At 51.6% G+C, this 14767-nt stretch carries 28 protein-coding genes; 2 read left to right on the top strand and 26 right to left on the bottom strand.

Features of this window, described 5'->3' with window-relative positions; all coding sequences use genetic code 11:
- Positions 1-17: 17 nt before the first annotated feature.
- The 7 genes from BLW97_RS02090 to radC all read right to left on the bottom strand — a co-directional run bounded on the left by BLW97_RS02090 (position 18) and on the right by radC (position 3779).
- Positions 18-833 (bottom strand): S-methyl-5'-thioinosine phosphorylase, encoded by an 816-nt coding sequence (locus tag BLW97_RS02090; RefSeq protein WP_075322151.1) that lies wholly within the window; start codon positions 831-833, stop codon positions 18-20.
- Entirely contained in the window at positions 834-1382 is a 549-nt protein-coding gene (locus BLW97_RS02085; RefSeq protein ID WP_024894022.1) for a hypoxanthine-guanine phosphoribosyltransferase, read from the bottom strand.
- A gap of 7 nt (positions 1383-1389) precedes the next feature.
- Entirely contained in the window at positions 1390-1767 is a 378-nt protein-coding gene (locus tag BLW97_RS02080) for a DsrE family protein (protein WP_010641460.1), read from the bottom strand.
- A 107-nt stretch (positions 1768-1874) separates the two neighbouring features.
- Positions 1875-2237: a YtxH domain-containing protein gene (locus BLW97_RS02075; RefSeq protein ID WP_024894021.1), complete on the bottom strand. Its 363-nt coding sequence runs from the start codon at positions 2235-2237 to the stop codon at positions 1875-1877.
- Positions 2238-2263: 26 nt separating this feature from the next.
- A complete protein-coding gene (locus BLW97_RS02070; RefSeq protein ID WP_010641456.1) occupies positions 2264-2617 on the bottom strand; it encodes a hypothetical protein in 354 nt (117 codons plus the stop codon).
- A gap of 122 nt (positions 2618-2739) precedes the next feature.
- On the bottom strand, positions 2740-3108 hold the full coding sequence (locus BLW97_RS02065) for a diacylglycerol kinase (protein ID WP_010641454.1): 369 nt from the start codon (positions 3106-3108) through the stop codon (positions 2740-2742).
- Positions 3105-3779, bottom strand: a complete 675-nt coding sequence (radC, locus tag BLW97_RS02060) for a RadC family protein (RefSeq protein WP_010641452.1) — start codon at positions 3777-3779, stop codon at positions 3105-3107. Before radC ends, BLW97_RS02065 begins: the two co-directional genes overlap by 4 nt.
- A gap of 32 nt (positions 3780-3811) precedes the next feature.
- Between radC and coaBC the strand changes: the two genes are divergently transcribed.
- The gene (coaBC, locus tag BLW97_RS02055) at positions 3812-5062 is read left to right on the top strand and encodes a bifunctional phosphopantothenoylcysteine decarboxylase/phosphopantothenate--cysteine ligase CoaBC (protein WP_075322150.1); all 1251 of its coding nucleotides are present in this window, start codon (positions 3812-3814) and stop codon (positions 5060-5062) included.
- The gene (gene dut, locus BLW97_RS02050) at positions 5055-5507 is read left to right on the top strand and encodes a dUTP diphosphatase (protein ID WP_075322149.1); all 453 of its coding nucleotides are present in this window, start codon (positions 5055-5057) and stop codon (positions 5505-5507) included. Before coaBC ends, dut begins: the two co-directional genes overlap by 8 nt.
- Positions 5508-5516: 9 nt before the next feature.
- On the opposite strand, the gene BLW97_RS02045 is transcribed toward dut, so the two are convergent.
- From BLW97_RS02045 to rplX, 19 genes are all read right to left on the bottom strand, one after another.
- Entirely contained in the window at positions 5517-5798 is a 282-nt protein-coding gene (locus BLW97_RS02045) for a high-potential iron-sulfur protein (protein WP_075322148.1), read from the bottom strand.
- Positions 5799-5967: 169 nt separating this feature from the next.
- Positions 5968-6339: a 50S ribosomal protein L17 gene (rplQ, locus tag BLW97_RS02040; RefSeq protein ID WP_031573699.1), complete on the bottom strand. Its 372-nt coding sequence runs from the start codon at positions 6337-6339 to the stop codon at positions 5968-5970.
- 29 nt (positions 6340-6368) lie between these two features.
- A complete protein-coding gene (locus tag BLW97_RS02035) occupies positions 6369-7385 on the bottom strand; it encodes a DNA-directed RNA polymerase subunit alpha (RefSeq protein ID WP_075322147.1) in 1017 nt (338 codons plus the stop codon).
- A gap of 22 nt (positions 7386-7407) precedes the next feature.
- Entirely contained in the window at positions 7408-8034 is a 627-nt protein-coding gene (rpsD, locus tag BLW97_RS02030) for a 30S ribosomal protein S4 (RefSeq protein WP_075322146.1), read from the bottom strand.
- A gap of 20 nt (positions 8035-8054) precedes the next feature.
- Complete coding sequence (gene rpsK, locus BLW97_RS02025; protein WP_010639656.1) at positions 8055-8450, bottom strand: 30S ribosomal protein S11; 396 nt, start codon at positions 8448-8450, stop codon at positions 8055-8057.
- A gap of 17 nt (positions 8451-8467) precedes the next feature.
- Entirely contained in the window at positions 8468-8824 is a 357-nt protein-coding gene (gene rpsM, locus BLW97_RS02020) for a 30S ribosomal protein S13 (RefSeq protein WP_010639657.1), read from the bottom strand.
- 59 nt (positions 8825-8883) lie between these two features.
- Positions 8884-8997, bottom strand: a complete 114-nt coding sequence (gene rpmJ / locus BLW97_RS02015) for a 50S ribosomal protein L36 (protein WP_009568281.1) — start codon at positions 8995-8997, stop codon at positions 8884-8886.
- A gap of 9 nt (positions 8998-9006) precedes the next feature.
- Positions 9007-9225 (bottom strand): translation initiation factor IF-1, encoded by a 219-nt coding sequence (gene infA, locus BLW97_RS02010; RefSeq protein ID WP_010639668.1) that lies wholly within the window; start codon positions 9223-9225, stop codon positions 9007-9009.
- Positions 9226-9888, bottom strand: a complete 663-nt coding sequence (locus tag BLW97_RS02005; protein WP_010639669.1) for an adenylate kinase — start codon at positions 9886-9888, stop codon at positions 9226-9228. It lies immediately after the preceding gene.
- Positions 9885-11216: a preprotein translocase subunit SecY gene (gene secY / locus BLW97_RS02000; protein WP_010639671.1), complete on the bottom strand. Its 1332-nt coding sequence runs from the start codon at positions 11214-11216 to the stop codon at positions 9885-9887. The genes BLW97_RS02005 and secY overlap by 4 nt, the downstream gene beginning before the upstream one ends.
- Complete coding sequence (gene rplO / locus BLW97_RS01995) at positions 11216-11653, bottom strand: 50S ribosomal protein L15 (RefSeq protein ID WP_075322145.1); 438 nt, start codon at positions 11651-11653, stop codon at positions 11216-11218. The genes secY and rplO overlap by 1 nt, the downstream gene beginning before the upstream one ends.
- Positions 11650-11835 (bottom strand): 50S ribosomal protein L30, encoded by a 186-nt coding sequence (gene rpmD / locus BLW97_RS01990; protein ID WP_077218175.1) that lies wholly within the window; start codon positions 11833-11835, stop codon positions 11650-11652. Before rpmD ends, rplO begins: the two co-directional genes overlap by 4 nt.
- Complete coding sequence (gene rpsE / locus BLW97_RS01985; protein ID WP_010639676.1) at positions 11828-12358, bottom strand: 30S ribosomal protein S5; 531 nt, start codon at positions 12356-12358, stop codon at positions 11828-11830. The genes rpmD and rpsE overlap by 8 nt, the downstream gene beginning before the upstream one ends.
- 14 nt (positions 12359-12372) lie before the next feature.
- On the bottom strand, positions 12373-12726 hold the full coding sequence (gene rplR, locus BLW97_RS01980) for a 50S ribosomal protein L18 (RefSeq protein WP_075322144.1): 354 nt from the start codon (positions 12724-12726) through the stop codon (positions 12373-12375).
- 18 nt (positions 12727-12744) lie between these two features.
- Positions 12745-13269, bottom strand: coding sequence for a 50S ribosomal protein L6 (gene rplF, locus BLW97_RS01975; RefSeq protein ID WP_010639680.1), 525 nt, complete (start codon positions 13267-13269; stop codon positions 12745-12747).
- Between the two features lie 12 nt (positions 13270-13281).
- Positions 13282-13677 (bottom strand): 30S ribosomal protein S8, encoded by a 396-nt coding sequence (gene rpsH / locus BLW97_RS01970; RefSeq protein WP_010639682.1) that lies wholly within the window; start codon positions 13675-13677, stop codon positions 13282-13284.
- A gap of 9 nt (positions 13678-13686) precedes the next feature.
- Positions 13687-13872 (bottom strand): type Z 30S ribosomal protein S14, encoded by a 186-nt coding sequence (locus BLW97_RS01965; RefSeq protein ID WP_010639684.1) that lies wholly within the window; start codon positions 13870-13872, stop codon positions 13687-13689.
- Between the two features lie 14 nt (positions 13873-13886).
- Positions 13887-14429 (bottom strand): 50S ribosomal protein L5, encoded by a 543-nt coding sequence (rplE, locus tag BLW97_RS01960; protein WP_010639686.1) that lies wholly within the window; start codon positions 14427-14429, stop codon positions 13887-13889.
- Between the two features lie 14 nt (positions 14430-14443).
- Positions 14444-14764 (bottom strand): 50S ribosomal protein L24, encoded by a 321-nt coding sequence (gene rplX / locus BLW97_RS01955; RefSeq protein WP_075322143.1) that lies wholly within the window; start codon positions 14762-14764, stop codon positions 14444-14446.
- Between the last annotated feature and the right edge of the window lie 3 nt (positions 14765-14767).

Raw genomic sequence — 14767 nt, 5'->3', positions numbered from 1 at the left:
CCTTTTTTAGCCGCTCGTTACTTGCGCCGACTGTGCAAATGTTTAAGTGCTTCCGGGCCTACGGAAACGCCGCAGTCACATTGCGGGCAATCAGCCAGCAGAGGCACCGTACTGGCCAGAATCGCCCGGACTCTTTCCATGCCCTCATGCATGACGGCGTCAATGGCCTCCATGGTGATGGGCTCGCTGGATTTGCCAGCGGCCGGATTGACTACCAACGATATGGGTGCGTAACAAAGACCGATCTCGCGGGCCAATACCGCTTCCGGTGCACCAGTCATGCCCACAATATCTCCACCATCTTTTTCGATGCGCCGAATTTCCGCAATGGTTTCCAGACGGGGACCTTGGGTAGCCGCATAGGTAGCCCCATCTATCACCCCCACATCAGAAATCTTTGCCCCCTCTAAAAGACGTTCACGAATACGTCCGCAGTAGGGTTCGGAAAAATCAATATGGACCACCATGCTTTCGCCACCTTCAAAGAAAGTGCCAGGCCTTCCGCTGGTGTAGTCAATCAACTGGTCCGGAATACATATCACCCCGGATTGCATGGCTGCACTGATACCACCCACCGCCGCCACGGCAATCACATGGGTCACTCCCACATGGTGCAAGGCCCAGATATTGGCACGATAATTCACCCGGTGCGGGGGAATGGTATGTCCGTAACCGTGCCGAGCCAGAAAAACCACTTCCTGCCCGCCCAGATCACCAAAAGTCAGGGGGCCGGAAGCCTCACCAAACGGCGTTCTCACCACCCGACGATTACGGATCTGCAGATTATTGAGTCGCGTCAAACCACTTCCACCAATAATGCCGACCACACCCATTTAGTGATCCTCCGGGAGAAAAAAAATTCCCGGGGCATTACGGCCCAGGCCTCGGGCATCCAGACCATAGCCAAACACAAACTGATCTGGAACCTCCAGACCGACGTAATCTACCTGCAGGTCCACAGATCGCGGCCGCATCTTGCGTACCATCACCGCCGTATGCACCGCCACAGCACCTTCTGCCATGCAATAATCCTGAATGGATTTGAGGGTAATACCTTCATCCAGAATATCATCCACCAGGAGCACAACAGCCCCTGAGAGAGACTCCTTGGGACGCGTACGCCATTGCAACTCGCCACCACTGGTTTCTGAACCGTAGCGACTGACCTGTACACAATCCAGCGTCATGGGAAAATGCAAATGCGGCATGAGCTGGCCCACCACGACAATGGCGCCAGTCAACACACAGAGCAGCACCACCGGGCGATGTGGGGTCAGATGTTCAAGATCCTTATTAATGGCAACGGCCATCCTCTGGATGGCCGCTTCCACCTCTTCCGCGCTGAACAGATGTTCAGCGGGCCCCAAATGGGTAGGTGTCATCTTGGCATCAATATGTAAAGGTGACCACGTCGTCGTCCATGGCCTGCTCAATCACATAAGCGCCACCGACCACGTCGGATACTTCAGGAATCAAATCTTCCTTGGTGCAGTCCCACAATTCCAGAGTCGGAGTGCAGACAAAAAACTTTACGCCAGCCTCATGGGCATCCTTGATGAAATCGTAGACACTTTTGGGACTGCCAGGCATCACGAACATTTTTTCCGCCACGCCTTTTTTGGCCAACTCACCGGCACGGGCGGTCAACACCACTTCCACGTCAAAATCCATTGCGGCAGCAACGGTAGCCTGAAAGAACGGCGCACCCAGTTCCTGGGGGTTGGAAGGATCGGTGTTTACCATAACCATCAACAATTTATCAGCCATCTGTATCTCCTTAAGAATTCGGTCTGCACATCATAGCCGTCCCGACCCGCAACCGCACCATGAAATGATTGATTACACCATAAAAAGTCACGTGTCGAACACTGAAATCAGAGGTTCTCTTCTTCTTCCAACAGCACTTCCCGACGGGCACGTGTGCTTCTGGTAAGAATATCCCGCTCGTCGGCCAGAGCCCGCTTGGCTACCTGGATAGCCTCCAGCAAATCTTCACGTTTGGATTCCATCAAATCTCCGCCGGCATCCATCAATCGAGCAGTTTTTTCCTGGATTTCATCAATCAACACCGCAATGCGTTCTTCCGCCAAAGATTCCAGGTTGTAAAAACGCTCTCTACCCTTGTCCATCGCCTTACGCAATTCCTGACGGGTTTCCGCACCGCTGGCTGGTGCCAGCAATAAGGCGCCTACTGCACCTACCAGAATCCCCACTACAAAACCTTCTGCGTTTCTCATGGTTTTTCTCCTCGCCGTTTCCGGCTTTAACGTTTGCGTGAAAAATAGCGCCAGCCTGTGCGCAAAGCCCGATACCACATACCGAGTTCCTGTACAGGCTGGACCAGGGTTTCGGTGGTTTCCATAATTTCCCGACTGAGGTACTTCATGGTGGAATCCACCCGATTCATCTGCGCCCGCCCCACCTGGGTCATTTTCTTGATATCTACCAAGGCCGACTTCAGCTCAAAAATCAGGGGGCCAACATCCTGTTCAGCACGGGCCAGCAATCTTTCCAAACGCAAAAAAGTCCGAATAAATACGCCCGCAGTCACCGCAATGATCAGCATAATAATGATCAAGACAACGGCAATAACGGTAATGCCTGCGTTAATACCCATTATTTCTCCCTACGTTTTGCAATTTTCCGGCAGCCAGTCCGTGGCTTCCATAAGCCCCGCCGCAACCCGCATATACAGCCATTATAGGCAGCAACAGCGCACCGGGTAAAATAACACCCATCTTATCCACCCCCAGCATGGAAATGCTGCCACAAAATCAGTAACAGCAGAGCAACACCGACACTGCTCAAGACAAAAACCGCTGCCGCCCCACAATCCTTGGCGCGAGCAACCAGGGGATGAAATTCGGGACTGACCAGATCCGCCAGCGACTCTACTGCACTATTCAATAACTCGGTAGCCAACAGCATGGCCATCCACAGCAGGGCCAAACCCCACCACCATAAAGCGACCTGCGCCCAAAGCAAAAACGCCACGGCCGCCAGCACAGCCCATAATTCTGCGCGAAAGCTGGCTTCTTCCCGTGCGGCAATCCTCAGCCCGCGCAGAGCATAGAGTGCGCGCTGCCAGATGGGTTTATTTTTATTCACCAACCCCCCTGCTCGCGCAAAGACAAGGGTTCACCTTCACCGACAATAAAATGATCCAGCAAACGCAACTCCAGTAACTGCATGGCACTTTCCAGACGCCGGGTCAGCGCGAGATCAGCAGAGCTCGGCTCTGCCACGCCGGAAGGATGATTGTGCGCGACAATCAAGGCGGACGCATTCAACTCCAGCGCGCGCTTCACCACTTCGCGAATATGGACTGTCGCAGCATCTATGGTCCCCAAAAACATTTCTTCGAGCTTCAACACCCGGTGGCGATGATCCAGAAAAATGACAGCGAATATTTCCCGGCCGCGATCGCGCAGACTGGCCGACAAATACTGGCGAACGCGCTGTGGGGAGTCCAGGCAACTACCCCGCTGCCAATCTTCTGCCAGATGCCGTCGCCCCATCTCCAATACCGCCTGCAGTAAAGCATATTTCGCATCACCCATACCATGATGCGCACAAAACTGATCCCGGGTAGCCGTCAGCAAGGCCCGCAACCCACCAAAAATTTGCAGCAATTCCCGGGATACATCCACTGCACTTTTACCTTTCACACCAACCCGCAGAAAAATCGCCAAAAGCTCGGCATCAGACAGACTTTGCGCGCCTTTCTGTAATAATCTTTCTCGCGGCCGTTCGTCCACCGGCCAATCAGTAATAGCCATTTGCTCCCTCCTTCCCTTAAACTGGGAATATCATGATAGAAACCCTATTCAACACGACCGAGCCCCTGGCTGGCAAACGAATTCTGCTGGGAATTTGTGGCAGCATTGCGGCCTATAAAAGTCCGGAAATAGTCCGCCATTTGCTGCGCATGGGTGCGGAAGTGCGCGTAGTCATGACCCAAAGTGCCAGGCAGTTTGTTACACCCATCACTTTACAGGCCCTGAGTGGTCAGCCGGTACGCCAGGATTTATTTGCCGCTGAGGAAGAAGCCGCAATGGATCATATTCGCTTGGCGCGCTGGCCGGATGCCATTATTGTGGCGCCGGTGACGGCAAATAGTCTTGCCCGTTTTTCCCTGGGCCTTGCCGATGATCTACTCAGTACCCTGCTGCTGGTCACGCACGCACCCGTTTTTCTTGCTCCGGCCATGAACGCCAGCATGTGGTCACATTCTGCAACCCAGGGACATGTCCGGCGTTTGCTTGAATTTGGTGCCCAATTTCTGGGCCCTGATGCCGGAGTTTTGGCTTGTGGCGAAGAGGGTGCGGGACGCATGTTGGAACCAGAGCAGATAGTTAGCCAACTGCGCCTGGCTCTGGCCAGCAAAACGCTTTCTGGAAAGCAAATACTGGTTACTGCAGGCCCCACTTGGGAAAGCCTAGATCCAGCCCGGGGACTGACCAACCGGGCAAGCGGCAAACAGGGATTTGCACTGGCTCAGGCTTGTGCTGAAGCCGGTGCGCAGGTAAGACTCATCAGCGGTCCCAGTCATGAAGCAACGCCGCCAGGGATTGTGCGCGAAGATGTCACCTCGGCTCAGGAGATGCTCGAGGCCTGCCTGCATAGTCTGGAAATACCCACGGATTTATTGATTGCCAATGCCGCAGTTGCGGACCATCGACCCACTCTGCAAAGCCCGCATAAAACGCCCAAATCAGCAGTTCCTGAGCAGATTGCGTTAACGCAGAATCCAGATATCGTGGCCAGCATTCATCGTCACCCCCAACGCCCACGGGTCATTGTTGCCTTTGCCGCAGAAACCCGGGATCACTTGGATTCAGCACGCGCCAAAGCAAGCCGCAAGGGGGCCGATACCATAATTGTCAACGATATCAGCAGGAGCACGACTGGAATGGGCTGTGAAATCAATGCCTGCACCCTACTCCACGATAAAATGCAAATAGAAATTCCAGCTTGCCGTAAAATTGATATGGCAAGAATACTCATCCGCCACATCAGCAAAATCCACTTCGCCAGCGAGGTTCATCATTCCCGTGACTAATTTGCAAATTCGCATCCTCGACCCACGCATTGGTAAACAATGGCCTTTACCCCATTATGCCAGCGCTGACGCCGCTGGGATGGATTTACGCGTCTGCCTGGATGAGCCCTTGCATCTGTTGGCAAACACTGTGGAGTTAGTATCAGCTGGCTTTGCCATGCACATCGGTGATCCCGGAATCACCGCACTCCTGTTACCCCGCTCCGGGCTCGGACATAAGGGACTGGTATTGGGTAATCTAACCGGTCTCATTGATGCGGATTACCAGGGACCCATAAAAATGTCACTATGGAACCGCAGTCAAGATGAAATTGTCATTGAACCGGGAGAACGGGTAGCACAGATGGTTCTGGTACCCGTTATTCGCCCCGAAATTCTGGTGGTGGATGAGTTTGCTGCCACAGAGAGGGGTAGTGCCGGATTTGGCAGCACCGGACAGCAATAATTCAGCGATTTATTTTTTCGGCATATAAACAGCGCAATATCCATGGGGACTAATTTTGCCCGACACGACCTTGCACGCCCCATCTTCGTTGGGTTTGGCTCCAGGGATAAAAAATTTGCAATTACTGCACATTTCCTTGCCGTTGGGGTGGGTAACATACTGCACTGAGGCCTGACTAGCCTTACTGGTTGCGGCCTCTGCGATATTGGACAGCACTGCCGGTACCACTGCGGCTGCCAAAACCACCTTACCACTCGACCGGAACCATTCACGACGGGTCAACTTCTTCATACACTCCTCCTATTAGCATGGGTACCGAAGAATAAGCACAACGATACCAAACTACTATAGTACATAGTCATGTTGAATGTGTAGATAGAAACCTAAAAAAAGCACAAAAAAACGGCCCAGATTTTCATCATGGACCGATTTGTGCTTCAAAAGCCCTTGTACAGCGATATCAGGCAGTAGCAACCTGACGATCGACCAACTCGACAATAGCCAAAGGGGCATTGTCACCAGCACGAAAGCCATATTTCACAATACGCAAATAACCACCGGGACGCGCAGCATAATGTGGGCCGAGATCATCGAAAAGTTTAACCACGGCCTGCCGATCACGCAAGCGCGCAAAAGCCAGACGACGCTTGGCAACCGTGGCATCCTTCGCCAAGGTTATCATCGGTTCGGCAAAGCGGCGCAGCTCTTTGGCCTTTGGAAGCGTCGTAACAATACGCTCATGGTGAAACAAGGACACCATCATGTTGGCAAACATGGCCTGCCGATGGCTGCTATTTCTATTTAGTTGCTTACCACTTTTGCGATGACGCATAACCCATTCCCTCTACCAAATTCTGAACATTAGCCGTTAACATCAACGTCTGCGCCGCGCCCGGAAATGGGCGGCAGGTTCTCCGGCGGCCAGTTTTCAACACGCATACCCAGACTGAGGCCATGGGCCACCAGCACTTCCTTGATTTCAGTGAGTGATTTTTTGCCGAGATTAGGAGCTTTCAATAGTTCCTGTTCGGATTTTTGAACCAGATCACCAATGTAAAAAATATCTTCTGCTTTGAGACAATTGGCAGAACGAACCGTCAGCTCCAGATCATCCACGGGACGTATCAGCAAGGGCATCAGATCCTGACCGTTTTGTACCTGAGAAGCTTCAGGCTCCTGCTGGTTTTCAGCGCCAGCCAAAACGCCCAACTGACTACGCAGAATCCGTGAGGCCTCCTGAACAGCCCAAACCGGATCAACGACGCCGTTGGTTTCCACATCCAGTACCAAGCGATCCAAATCGGTACGCTGTTCTACACGCGCATTTTCGACCTGGTAACTAACTTTCAAAACCGGACTGAAACTGGCATCCAGCGCCATCACGCCAATACGTTTCTCATGATTCTGACGCCGGGTAGCTGCAGCATCATAGCCGCGACCATCGTCAATCCGCAGATGCATGACCAGTTCGACATCCCGAGTCAAAGTAGCTATGACCTGATCAGGATTGGCCACTTCAATACCATGCTCAGAAACAATATCTGCACCGGTCATCAAACCCGGGCCACGCTTGCGCAAGGTAACCATCACATCACTGTGTCCCTGGGAGCGGACCGCAAGCATTTTCAGATTGAGGAGAATATCCACGACATCTTCCTGCACCCCTTCGATGCTTGAATATTCGTGCAGAACACCCTCAATCTCCACCTCGGTCACTGCCGCTCCCTTCAGCGAAGAAAGCAGAATACGCCTCAAACCACTGCCCAAGGTGTGACCAAAGCCACGTTCCAGAGGGCCCAAAGACAGGCGCGCACGACGTACGGAAATTTCTTCAACTTCTACGCCCTGCGGACGTAACAAATCACCAACATCAGTCATAAGCGTTCCTCAACCCCCGGTCTTACTTAGAGTACAACTCCACGACGACCTGTTCGTTCAAATCCGGTGCGATATCTTCACGCGCCGGTACGGCCTTAATTGTTGCACTGAGTGTGGCAGCATCCATGCTCACCCATTCAGGAAATCCGCGACCACCGGCTGCTTCAACCGCAGCTACAATCCGTACATGTTGACGGGCAGATTCAGCCACACTCACCACATCGCCGGCGCGGACCTGATAGGATGGAATATCAACGCGGCGGCCATTGACCAGAACATGGCCATGGCGAACGACCTGACGGGCTTCCGCACGCGAAGATCCAAATCCAAGCCGGTACGCAACATTGTCCAGACGCAGTTCCAGAAGACGCAGCAGGGTCTCACCGGTTACACCCCGAGTCTGACTGGCCCGCTCGAAATAACGTCGGAACTGACCTTCGAGAACACCATAAATGCGCCGAATTTTCTGCTTTTCACGCAGCTGACCGCCGTATTCGCTCACTCTTCCACGACGCTGACCATGTTGGCCTGGTGCATAGGCACGAATGCTCACAGGACATTTGTCCGAAAAGCATTTCTCACCTTTCAGAAAGAGCTTGCCGCCTTCACGACGGCACAAACGACAACTGGGACCCGTATATTTAGCCACTAACTACCTCCACCTAAAAATTAAACACGCCGCTTTTTAGGCGGACGGCAGCCGTTATGGGGAATCGGCGTGACGTCGCGAATACTCGCAATGCGAAAGCCGATGGAATGCAGCGCACGAACAGTACTTTCCCGACCGGGCCCAGGACCGCGCACTTCTACATCCAGATTTTTGACACCATATTCCTGCGCTTTTTTACCCGCGTTTTCCGCTGCCACCTGAGCGGCAAAAGGGGTGCTTTTGCGCGACCCACGGAAACCGGAGCCACCAGAGCTGGCCCAAGTCAGGACATTGCCCTGACGGTCACTGATGGTGATGATGGTGTTATTAAATGACGCATATATATGCGCTACTCCATCAAGTACGTTTTTCTTTACTTTCTTCCGCACACGGGAGTTTGTCTGAGTTTTCGCCATTACCGGAATCTTCCTAGTTAACGAGTGATCGATTTGGCAGGACCCTTACGTGTCCGTGCGTTCGTCTTGGTACGCTGGCCGTGAACAGGAAGTCCACGACGATGCCTAATACCGCGATAGCAACCAAGATCCATCAATCGTTTGATGTTCATGGTTACCTCACGACGGAGATCACCTTCCACCAGAAATTTGGCGACCTCAGCCCGAATGCGTTCCAGCTCGGGTTCGCTGATGTCCTTGACGCGCATATCAAAAGCAATATCAGCTGCAGATAAAATACTCTGCGAACGAGTTCTGCCGATACCATAAATATACGTCAAAGCAATTTCTATTTGCTTGTTGTTTGGAATATTAACACCAGCGATGCGGGCCATCCGCAATTCCTCCAAAAGACTAAGTGGGTCAATCCCACAGACTGATAAATTTAGTCGCCTTAACCTTGACGTTGCTTGTGACGGGGTTCCACGCAAATGACCCGCACCACACCGTTACGACGGACTATCTTGCAATTACGACAGAGCTTTTTTACCGACGCCCGAACTTTCATTACAACCCCCTATTTGGCACGATATATAATGCGACCCTTGGTTAAATCATAGGGCGTCATTTCTACGGTCACCTTATCTCCTGGCAGGATACGGATATAATGCATACGCATTTTGCCGGATATATGTGCATTCACTACATACCCATTTTCGAGACGCACTTTAAAAGTTGCACTCGGCAGGTTTTCAATCACTTCGCCCTGCATCTCCAGAGTATCTTCTTTAGACATCTAATCTTTTTCCCTCACCGCTTCCACGATTCTGGCAAACACTTCATCCGCCTCACCATGACCATCAATCTGATGGTAGGCTGGCCGATCGTGATAATAAGCGATCAAAGGAGCTGTTTCCGCCTGATAAACCGCCAGACGTTTTCTGATCACATCCGGCTGGTCATCTTCACGCTGGACCAGACTGCCCCCACATTGATCACAAACTGCAGTGACCAATGAAGGATGATAGCGTTCGTGATAAATCGCGCCACAACCAGAACACACACGCCGTCCTGAAAGCCGCACAACAATTTCCTCATCATCCAGTGCAATATGCAGTACAGCAGAGATGACCCCACCGCTATCCTGCAATAGTTGGTCTAATGCATGCGCTTGATACACGGTGCGCGGGAAGCCGTCGAATATCACCCCAGCAACCGCATCTTCCAACGTCAAGCGCTCTGCAACAATACCAATGATAATGTCGTCGCTGACCAGTGCTCCGGAATCCATCACTGCAGCAGCACGACGTCCTATATCACTACCAGACTGAACAGAGGCGCGGAGCATATCACCGGTAGAGACATGAGGCAAGCCTAAATATTGAGCCAGTCGCTGAGCCTGTGTACCCTTACCCGCTCCTGGAGCACCCAGAAAAATGAGGTGTCTGGCCAAACTCATCGTCCACTCAGGGGATTCTTACGAATCAACCCTTCATATTGATGCGTAAGCAGATGACTTTGAATCTGACCCATGAGATCCATCATTACTACAACCACAATCAGCAAACTGGTGCCACCTAAATAAAAAGGCACGTTGTACTGAACAATGAGAAATTCCGGCAACAAGCAGACCAGTGTCAGGTAAATGGCTCCCCAAAGGGTTAGACGCGTTAAAATCCTGTCCATGTAACGGGCAGTATGTTCCCCTGGTCTGATCCCTGGAACAAACGCACCGGACTTTTTGAGGTTATCGGCCGTGTCTCTCGGATTAAAGACCATTGCCGTATAAAAGAAGGCAAAAAATACAATGGCCGTAGTAAATACGACGACATATAGCGCAGAACCCGGACTCAAGGCCTGGCCGAAGCGCGCCAACCATTCCATACCTGGGACATTGGCAAACCACCCCGAAAGCGTAGCTGGCAACAATAATATGCTGGTCGCAAAAATCGGTGGAATAACGCCACTCATATTGACCTTGAGGGGCATGTGCGTGCTTTGTCCACCATAAATTTTACGTCCAACCTGACGCTTGGCGTACTGAATAGGAACACGTCTTTGGGCGCTTTCCATAAAGACCACAAAAGCGGTAACCAGAAGAGCCAGAACAAATAGTGCCACCACAAACAGCGGCTGGAACTGCCCGGTTTGCATCAACTCAAAGGTTGTCCCGATAGCATCAGGTAGCCCCGCGACAATCCCCGCGAAAATGATCAGCGATATGCCATTGCCAATACCTCGCTCGGTGATTTGTTCACCAATCCACATGAGAAAAACCGTACCGCAGGCCAGAGAGATCGTCGTGGTAAACAAAAACAAAGGACCAGGATCAATTACAACAGGAATATGACCTGCGTGCATTTTTTCAATGGCAACAGCAATACCCAGCCCTTGCATGAGGGCGAGACCGACCGTGGCATAACGCGTGTATTCGGTGATTTTTCTACGGCCTGACTCGCCTTCTTTTTTTAGTTCTTCCAGCTTGGGGAAAACAGAACCCGCCAGTTGGAAAATAATGGAAGCGCTGATATAGGGCATGATCCCCAATGCAAAAACTGTCAAGCGCGACAGAGCACCGCCGGAGAACATGTTGAACATGCCGAGAATTGTTCCGCGCTGCTCATTGAAAAAAGAAGCCATAGCAGCCGGATCAATGCCCGGAACCGGAATATGCGCACCAATACGAAAAACCAGCAAAGCACCCAGCAGAAACAAAATGCGGTTACGTAATTCATTGATCTTACCAGCGCCCTTTGCGGCACCCGCAATGTTACGCAACCCGGCCATTATTCTTCGACCTTTCCGCCAGCACTTTCAATCGCAGCCTTGGCTCCCGCACTGACTCTCAATCCACGCACGGTAAGCGCTTGGCTCAATTCACCCGTCAAAATAACCTTAACGACGTCCGGAATGCCCCGAACAATGCGCCGCAACAGTAGGCCTTCCATGTCGACCACACCATCAATCGCTGCATTTTCCAGCTGGGACAAGGTTACCTCGCAAGTACGGGCACCAAAGGTATTCCGAAATCCTCTTTTAGGAATACGGCGTTGCAAGGGCATCTGACCGCCCTCAAAACCGACCTTGTGGTAACCACCTGACCGCGCATGCTGCCCCTTGTGACCACGACCTGCGGTTTTACCGAGGCCACTTCCAATGCCGCGTCCGACACGACGACGGTCTTTCTTGGCACCCTCTGCAGGCGCTATTGTATTTAATTTCATGACAACTCTTCCCAGCGCAATAGGTAAGGCACTTTATTGACCATGCCACGGATTTCTGGCGTATCAGGACGTTCAACAGTATGGTTGGTGCGGCGCAAACCAAGGCCGACCACAACACGGCGATGATTCTCGGTCACCCCAATTAAACTTTTTACCAGAGTAATGCGTAACTGTTTACTCATCATGACCTCCATCACCACGAATTTCCTTCAGGCTTTTGCCACGCTTCATGGCGATGGCCTGGGGGCTGGAAAGCTTGTTGAATGCATCAAAAGTTGCACGCACCACATTGATAGGATTATTGGAACCCAGCGACTTAGCCACCACGTTGCGCAAGCCAACTGCTTCACAGACAGCGCGCATGGCACCACCAGCAATAACACCACTACCTTCTGGAGCAGGACGCAACATGACACGAGCAGCACCATGACGACCTTCTACCGGGTAGGGAATTGTGCCACCACGCATCAATGGGATTTGCGTCATCCAACGACGAGCCTGGTCTGTGGCTTTCTGGATTCCCGCAGGAACCTCCTTGGCTTTACCACGACCAAACCCGACCTTGCCATCACCATCGCCGACAACCATCAGTGCTGCAAAACCAAATTGCCGACCGCCCTTGACCACCTTAGATACACGATTGATATGAATCAGCTTTTCCTGCATACCATCGCTGGGCTGAGCATCACGATTTTCCCTTGCCATTTTTCAGATCTCCGTCAGAACGACAACCCGCCCTCGCGGGCGGCGTCGGCCAGGGCTCGCACCCGACCATGATAACGATAACCGCTTCGGTCAAAGGCTACTTCCTTCACACCAGCAGCCAATGCTTTGGCGGCAACCCGCTGACCGATGGTCACTGCCGCAGCCACATCGGCACCTCGGGGCATGGTCGCACGCAACTCACCTTCCACGCTGGATGCCTGGGCAATGACGACCCCCTTGGAATCATCAATGACCTGTGCATAGATGTGCTTTCCGGAACGAAAGACGCAAAGTCTTGGTTTGGCCTGAGATGCAATTCGGGCACGGGTTTTACGTGCACGACGGAGTCTGGATGTATTTTTATTCATGATTACCTGCCTCAACCATTATTTCTTCTTGGCTTCTTTACGACGGACATTTTCACCTGCATAACGTACACCTTTACCTTTGTACGGTTCAGGAGGACGATACGCACGAATGTCTGCGGCAATTTGCCCGATTTTCTGCTTATCAATACCCTTGATCACGATTTCTGTCTGGGTCGGCGTTTCAATCGTAATGTCGTCAGGTACCGGATAATCTACAGGATGTGAAAATCCCAGACTCAAGCTTAGAGTTTTGCCTTTTGCTTGCGCACGATAACCCACACCGATAATTTCAAGTTTCTGCTCAAAACCTACCGAGACGCCATGCACCATATTGTTTAACAGGGCACGCATTGTACCGGCAAAAGCATTTTGCCCATCAGCCCAGGCTAAGGTAGCGACTCCATCGTCCACCTGCAGCGTCACACTGGAGTGAAATGGAGTGGACATCTGACCTTTGGGACCTTTTACATGCAAATACTTATCAGCCACATGAACTTCCACACCTTTAGGAAGAGTAACAGGCTGTTTCCCTACTCGAGACATACTGAATCTCCCTTAAGAGACTACGCAGAGTACTTCACCACCAATCCCGGCAGTACGTGCCGCACGATCAGTCATGATTCCCTGCGAAGTTGAAATGATGGCAATGCCAAATCCATCCCGAACCTTGGGAAGATCATCAGCACCCCGATAAATACGCACACCCGGTCTACTTACACGACGGATCTCGGCAATAACCCCGGCTCCGGCATAATACTTAAGAGTCAGATTCAGAACCGGATGACCATCCTGTGTTTCTTCCCGGAAATCGGTAATATAACCTTCTTCAACCAGAACGCGAGCAATGGCGCGTTTCAGTTTTGAAGCAGGCATTAAGACTTTCGCTTTATTTACTTGTTGCGCATTTCTAATGCGCGTAAGCATATCAGCAATAGGATCCGTTACGCTCATCGTGTTTCCTCACCAGCTCGCTTTGACAATACCGGGAATTGAACCCGCCGAGGCATGCTTACGCAGGCACAAACGACACAGGCCAAATTTCCGATAGTAACCACGTGAACGTCCGCACAATTTGCAACGGTGGTACGCACGCACCTTAAACTTTGGGGTCCTTTCGGACTTTGCAATCAATGATTTTTTTGCCACGCGTCAAACTCCCTTCAAGGCCGGAAGGGCATCTTGAAGGCTTTTAACAGCCCAAGGCCCTCTTCATCATTCTTGGCGGTGGTAGTGAACACCACGTCCAACCCGCGCAAACGATCAATTTTATCATATTCAATTTCAGGGAATATGATTTGTTCTTTCACACCCAAGGTGTAGTTACCACGGCCATCAAAAGATTTTGGTGACAGACCACGGAAATCGCGAATACGGGGAATAGCTACCGTTACCAGGCGATCGAGAAACTCATACATGACCAGACCACGTAAAGTCACCATGCAACCAATTGGATAACCATCCCGAATTTTAAAAGCAGCAACCGATTTACGGGCACGGGTAACTACCGGCTTCTGACCCGCAATTTTAGTCATGTCACCAACGGCGGCTTCAAGAATCTTCTTGTCACCAACTGCTTCTCCCACACCCATATTCAAGGTGATTTTGAGAATTTTGGGTACTTCCATCACGCTTTGATAACCGAAATCCTGCATCAGCTTGGGGGCGATGGCGCTTTTGTACAAAGTATGTAAACGTGCTTCCATTTTATATTTTACCCTTAACGGCCGCTGATAACTTCGCCGCTGCTCTTGAAAACCCGAACCTTACGTTCGCCTTCCAGCGTTTTATAACCAACTCTGTCTGCAGCTCCCGCAGTAGCATTGAAAATAGCCACATTGGAAATATGAAGTGGCGCTTCTTTTTCGACAATGCCGCCAGGCTTGCCCATACGATCAGGACGAACGTGACGCTTGATCATGTTCACCTTCTCCACCAGCACCCGTGACTCGCTACGAAGAACTTTCAGCACCTTACCGCGCTTACCTTTGTCCTTACCGGCCAGAATCACGACTTCATCATCCTTACGCAACTTCAACATGGT

The sequence above is a fragment of the Acidithiobacillus albertensis genome (genome assembly GCF_001931655.1).
GTDB lineage: Bacteria > Pseudomonadota > Gammaproteobacteria > Acidithiobacillales > Acidithiobacillaceae > Acidithiobacillus > Acidithiobacillus thiooxidans.
This window is presented reverse-complemented; position numbering and strand designations above follow the sequence as displayed.

Bases quoted from the DNA above. Each gene is read 5' to 3' on its own strand.
- BLW97_RS02090 (WP_075322151.1), bottom strand. From the start codon at position 833: ATGGGTGTGGTCGGCATTATTGGTGGAAGTGGTTTGACGCGACTCAAT.
- BLW97_RS02085 (WP_024894022.1), bottom strand. From the start codon at position 1,382: ATGACACCTACCCATTTGGGGCCCGCTGAACATCTGTTCAGCGCGGAA.
- BLW97_RS02080 (WP_010641460.1), bottom strand. From the start codon at position 1,767: ATGGCTGATAAATTGTTGATGGTTATGGTAAACACCGATCCTTCCAAC.
- BLW97_RS02075 (WP_024894021.1), bottom strand. From the start codon at position 2,237: ATGAGAAACGCAGAAGGTTTTGTAGTGGGGATTCTGGTAGGTGCAGTA.
- BLW97_RS02070 (WP_010641456.1), bottom strand. From the start codon at position 2,617: ATGGGTATTAACGCAGGCATTACCGTTATTGCCGTTGTCTTGATCATT.
- radC (WP_010641452.1), bottom strand. From the start codon at position 3,779: ATGGCTATTACTGATTGGCCGGTGGACGAACGGCCGCGAGAAAGATTA.
- coaBC (WP_075322150.1), top strand. From the start codon at position 3,812: ATGATAGAAACCCTATTCAACACGACCGAGCCCCTGGCTGGCAAACGA.
- BLW97_RS02045 (WP_075322148.1), bottom strand. From the start codon at position 5,798: ATGAAGAAGTTGACCCGTCGTGAATGGTTCCGGTCGAGTGGTAAGGTG.
- rplQ (WP_031573699.1), bottom strand. From the start codon at position 6,339: ATGCGTCATCGCAAAAGTGGTAAGCAACTAAATAGAAATAGCAGCCAT.
- BLW97_RS02035 (WP_075322147.1), bottom strand. From the start codon at position 7,385: ATGACTGATGTTGGTGATTTGTTACGTCCGCAGGGCGTAGAAGTTGAA.
- rpsK (WP_010639656.1), bottom strand. From the start codon at position 8,450: ATGGCGAAAACTCAGACAAACTCCCGTGTGCGGAAGAAAGTAAAGAAA.
- rpsM (WP_010639657.1), bottom strand. From the start codon at position 8,824: ATGGCCCGCATCGCTGGTGTTAATATTCCAAACAACAAGCAAATAGAA.
- rpmJ (WP_009568281.1), bottom strand. From the start codon at position 8,997: ATGAAAGTTCGGGCGTCGGTAAAAAAGCTCTGTCGTAATTGCAAGATA.
- infA (WP_010639668.1), bottom strand. From the start codon at position 9,225: ATGTCTAAAGAAGATACTCTGGAGATGCAGGGCGAAGTGATTGAAAAC.
- BLW97_RS02005 (WP_010639669.1), bottom strand. From the start codon at position 9,888: ATGAGTTTGGCCAGACACCTCATTTTTCTGGGTGCTCCAGGAGCGGGT.
- secY (WP_010639671.1), bottom strand. From the start codon at position 11,216: ATGGCCGGGTTGCGTAACATTGCGGGTGCCGCAAAGGGCGCTGGTAAG.
- rplO (WP_075322145.1), bottom strand. From the start codon at position 11,653: ATGAAATTAAATACAATAGCGCCTGCAGAGGGTGCCAAGAAAGACCGT.
- rpmD (WP_077218175.1), bottom strand. From the start codon at position 11,835: ATGAGTAAACAGTTACGCATTACTCTGGTAAAAAGTTTAATTGGGGTG.
- rpsE (WP_010639676.1), bottom strand. From the start codon at position 12,358: ATGGCAAGGGAAAATCGTGATGCTCAGCCCAGCGATGGTATGCAGGAA.
- rplR (WP_075322144.1), bottom strand. From the start codon at position 12,726: ATGAATAAAAATACATCCAGACTCCGTCGTGCACGTAAAACCCGTGCC.
- rplF (WP_010639680.1), bottom strand. From the start codon at position 13,269: ATGTCTCGAGTAGGGAAACAGCCTGTTACTCTTCCTAAAGGTGTGGAA.
- rpsH (WP_010639682.1), bottom strand. From the start codon at position 13,677: ATGAGCGTAACGGATCCTATTGCTGATATGCTTACGCGCATTAGAAAT.
- rplE (WP_010639686.1), bottom strand. From the start codon at position 14,429: ATGGAAGCACGTTTACATACTTTGTACAAAAGCGCCATCGCCCCCAAG.
- rplX (WP_075322143.1), bottom strand. From the start codon at position 14,764: ATGTTGAAGTTGCGTAAGGATGATGAAGTCGTGATTCTGGCCGGTAAG.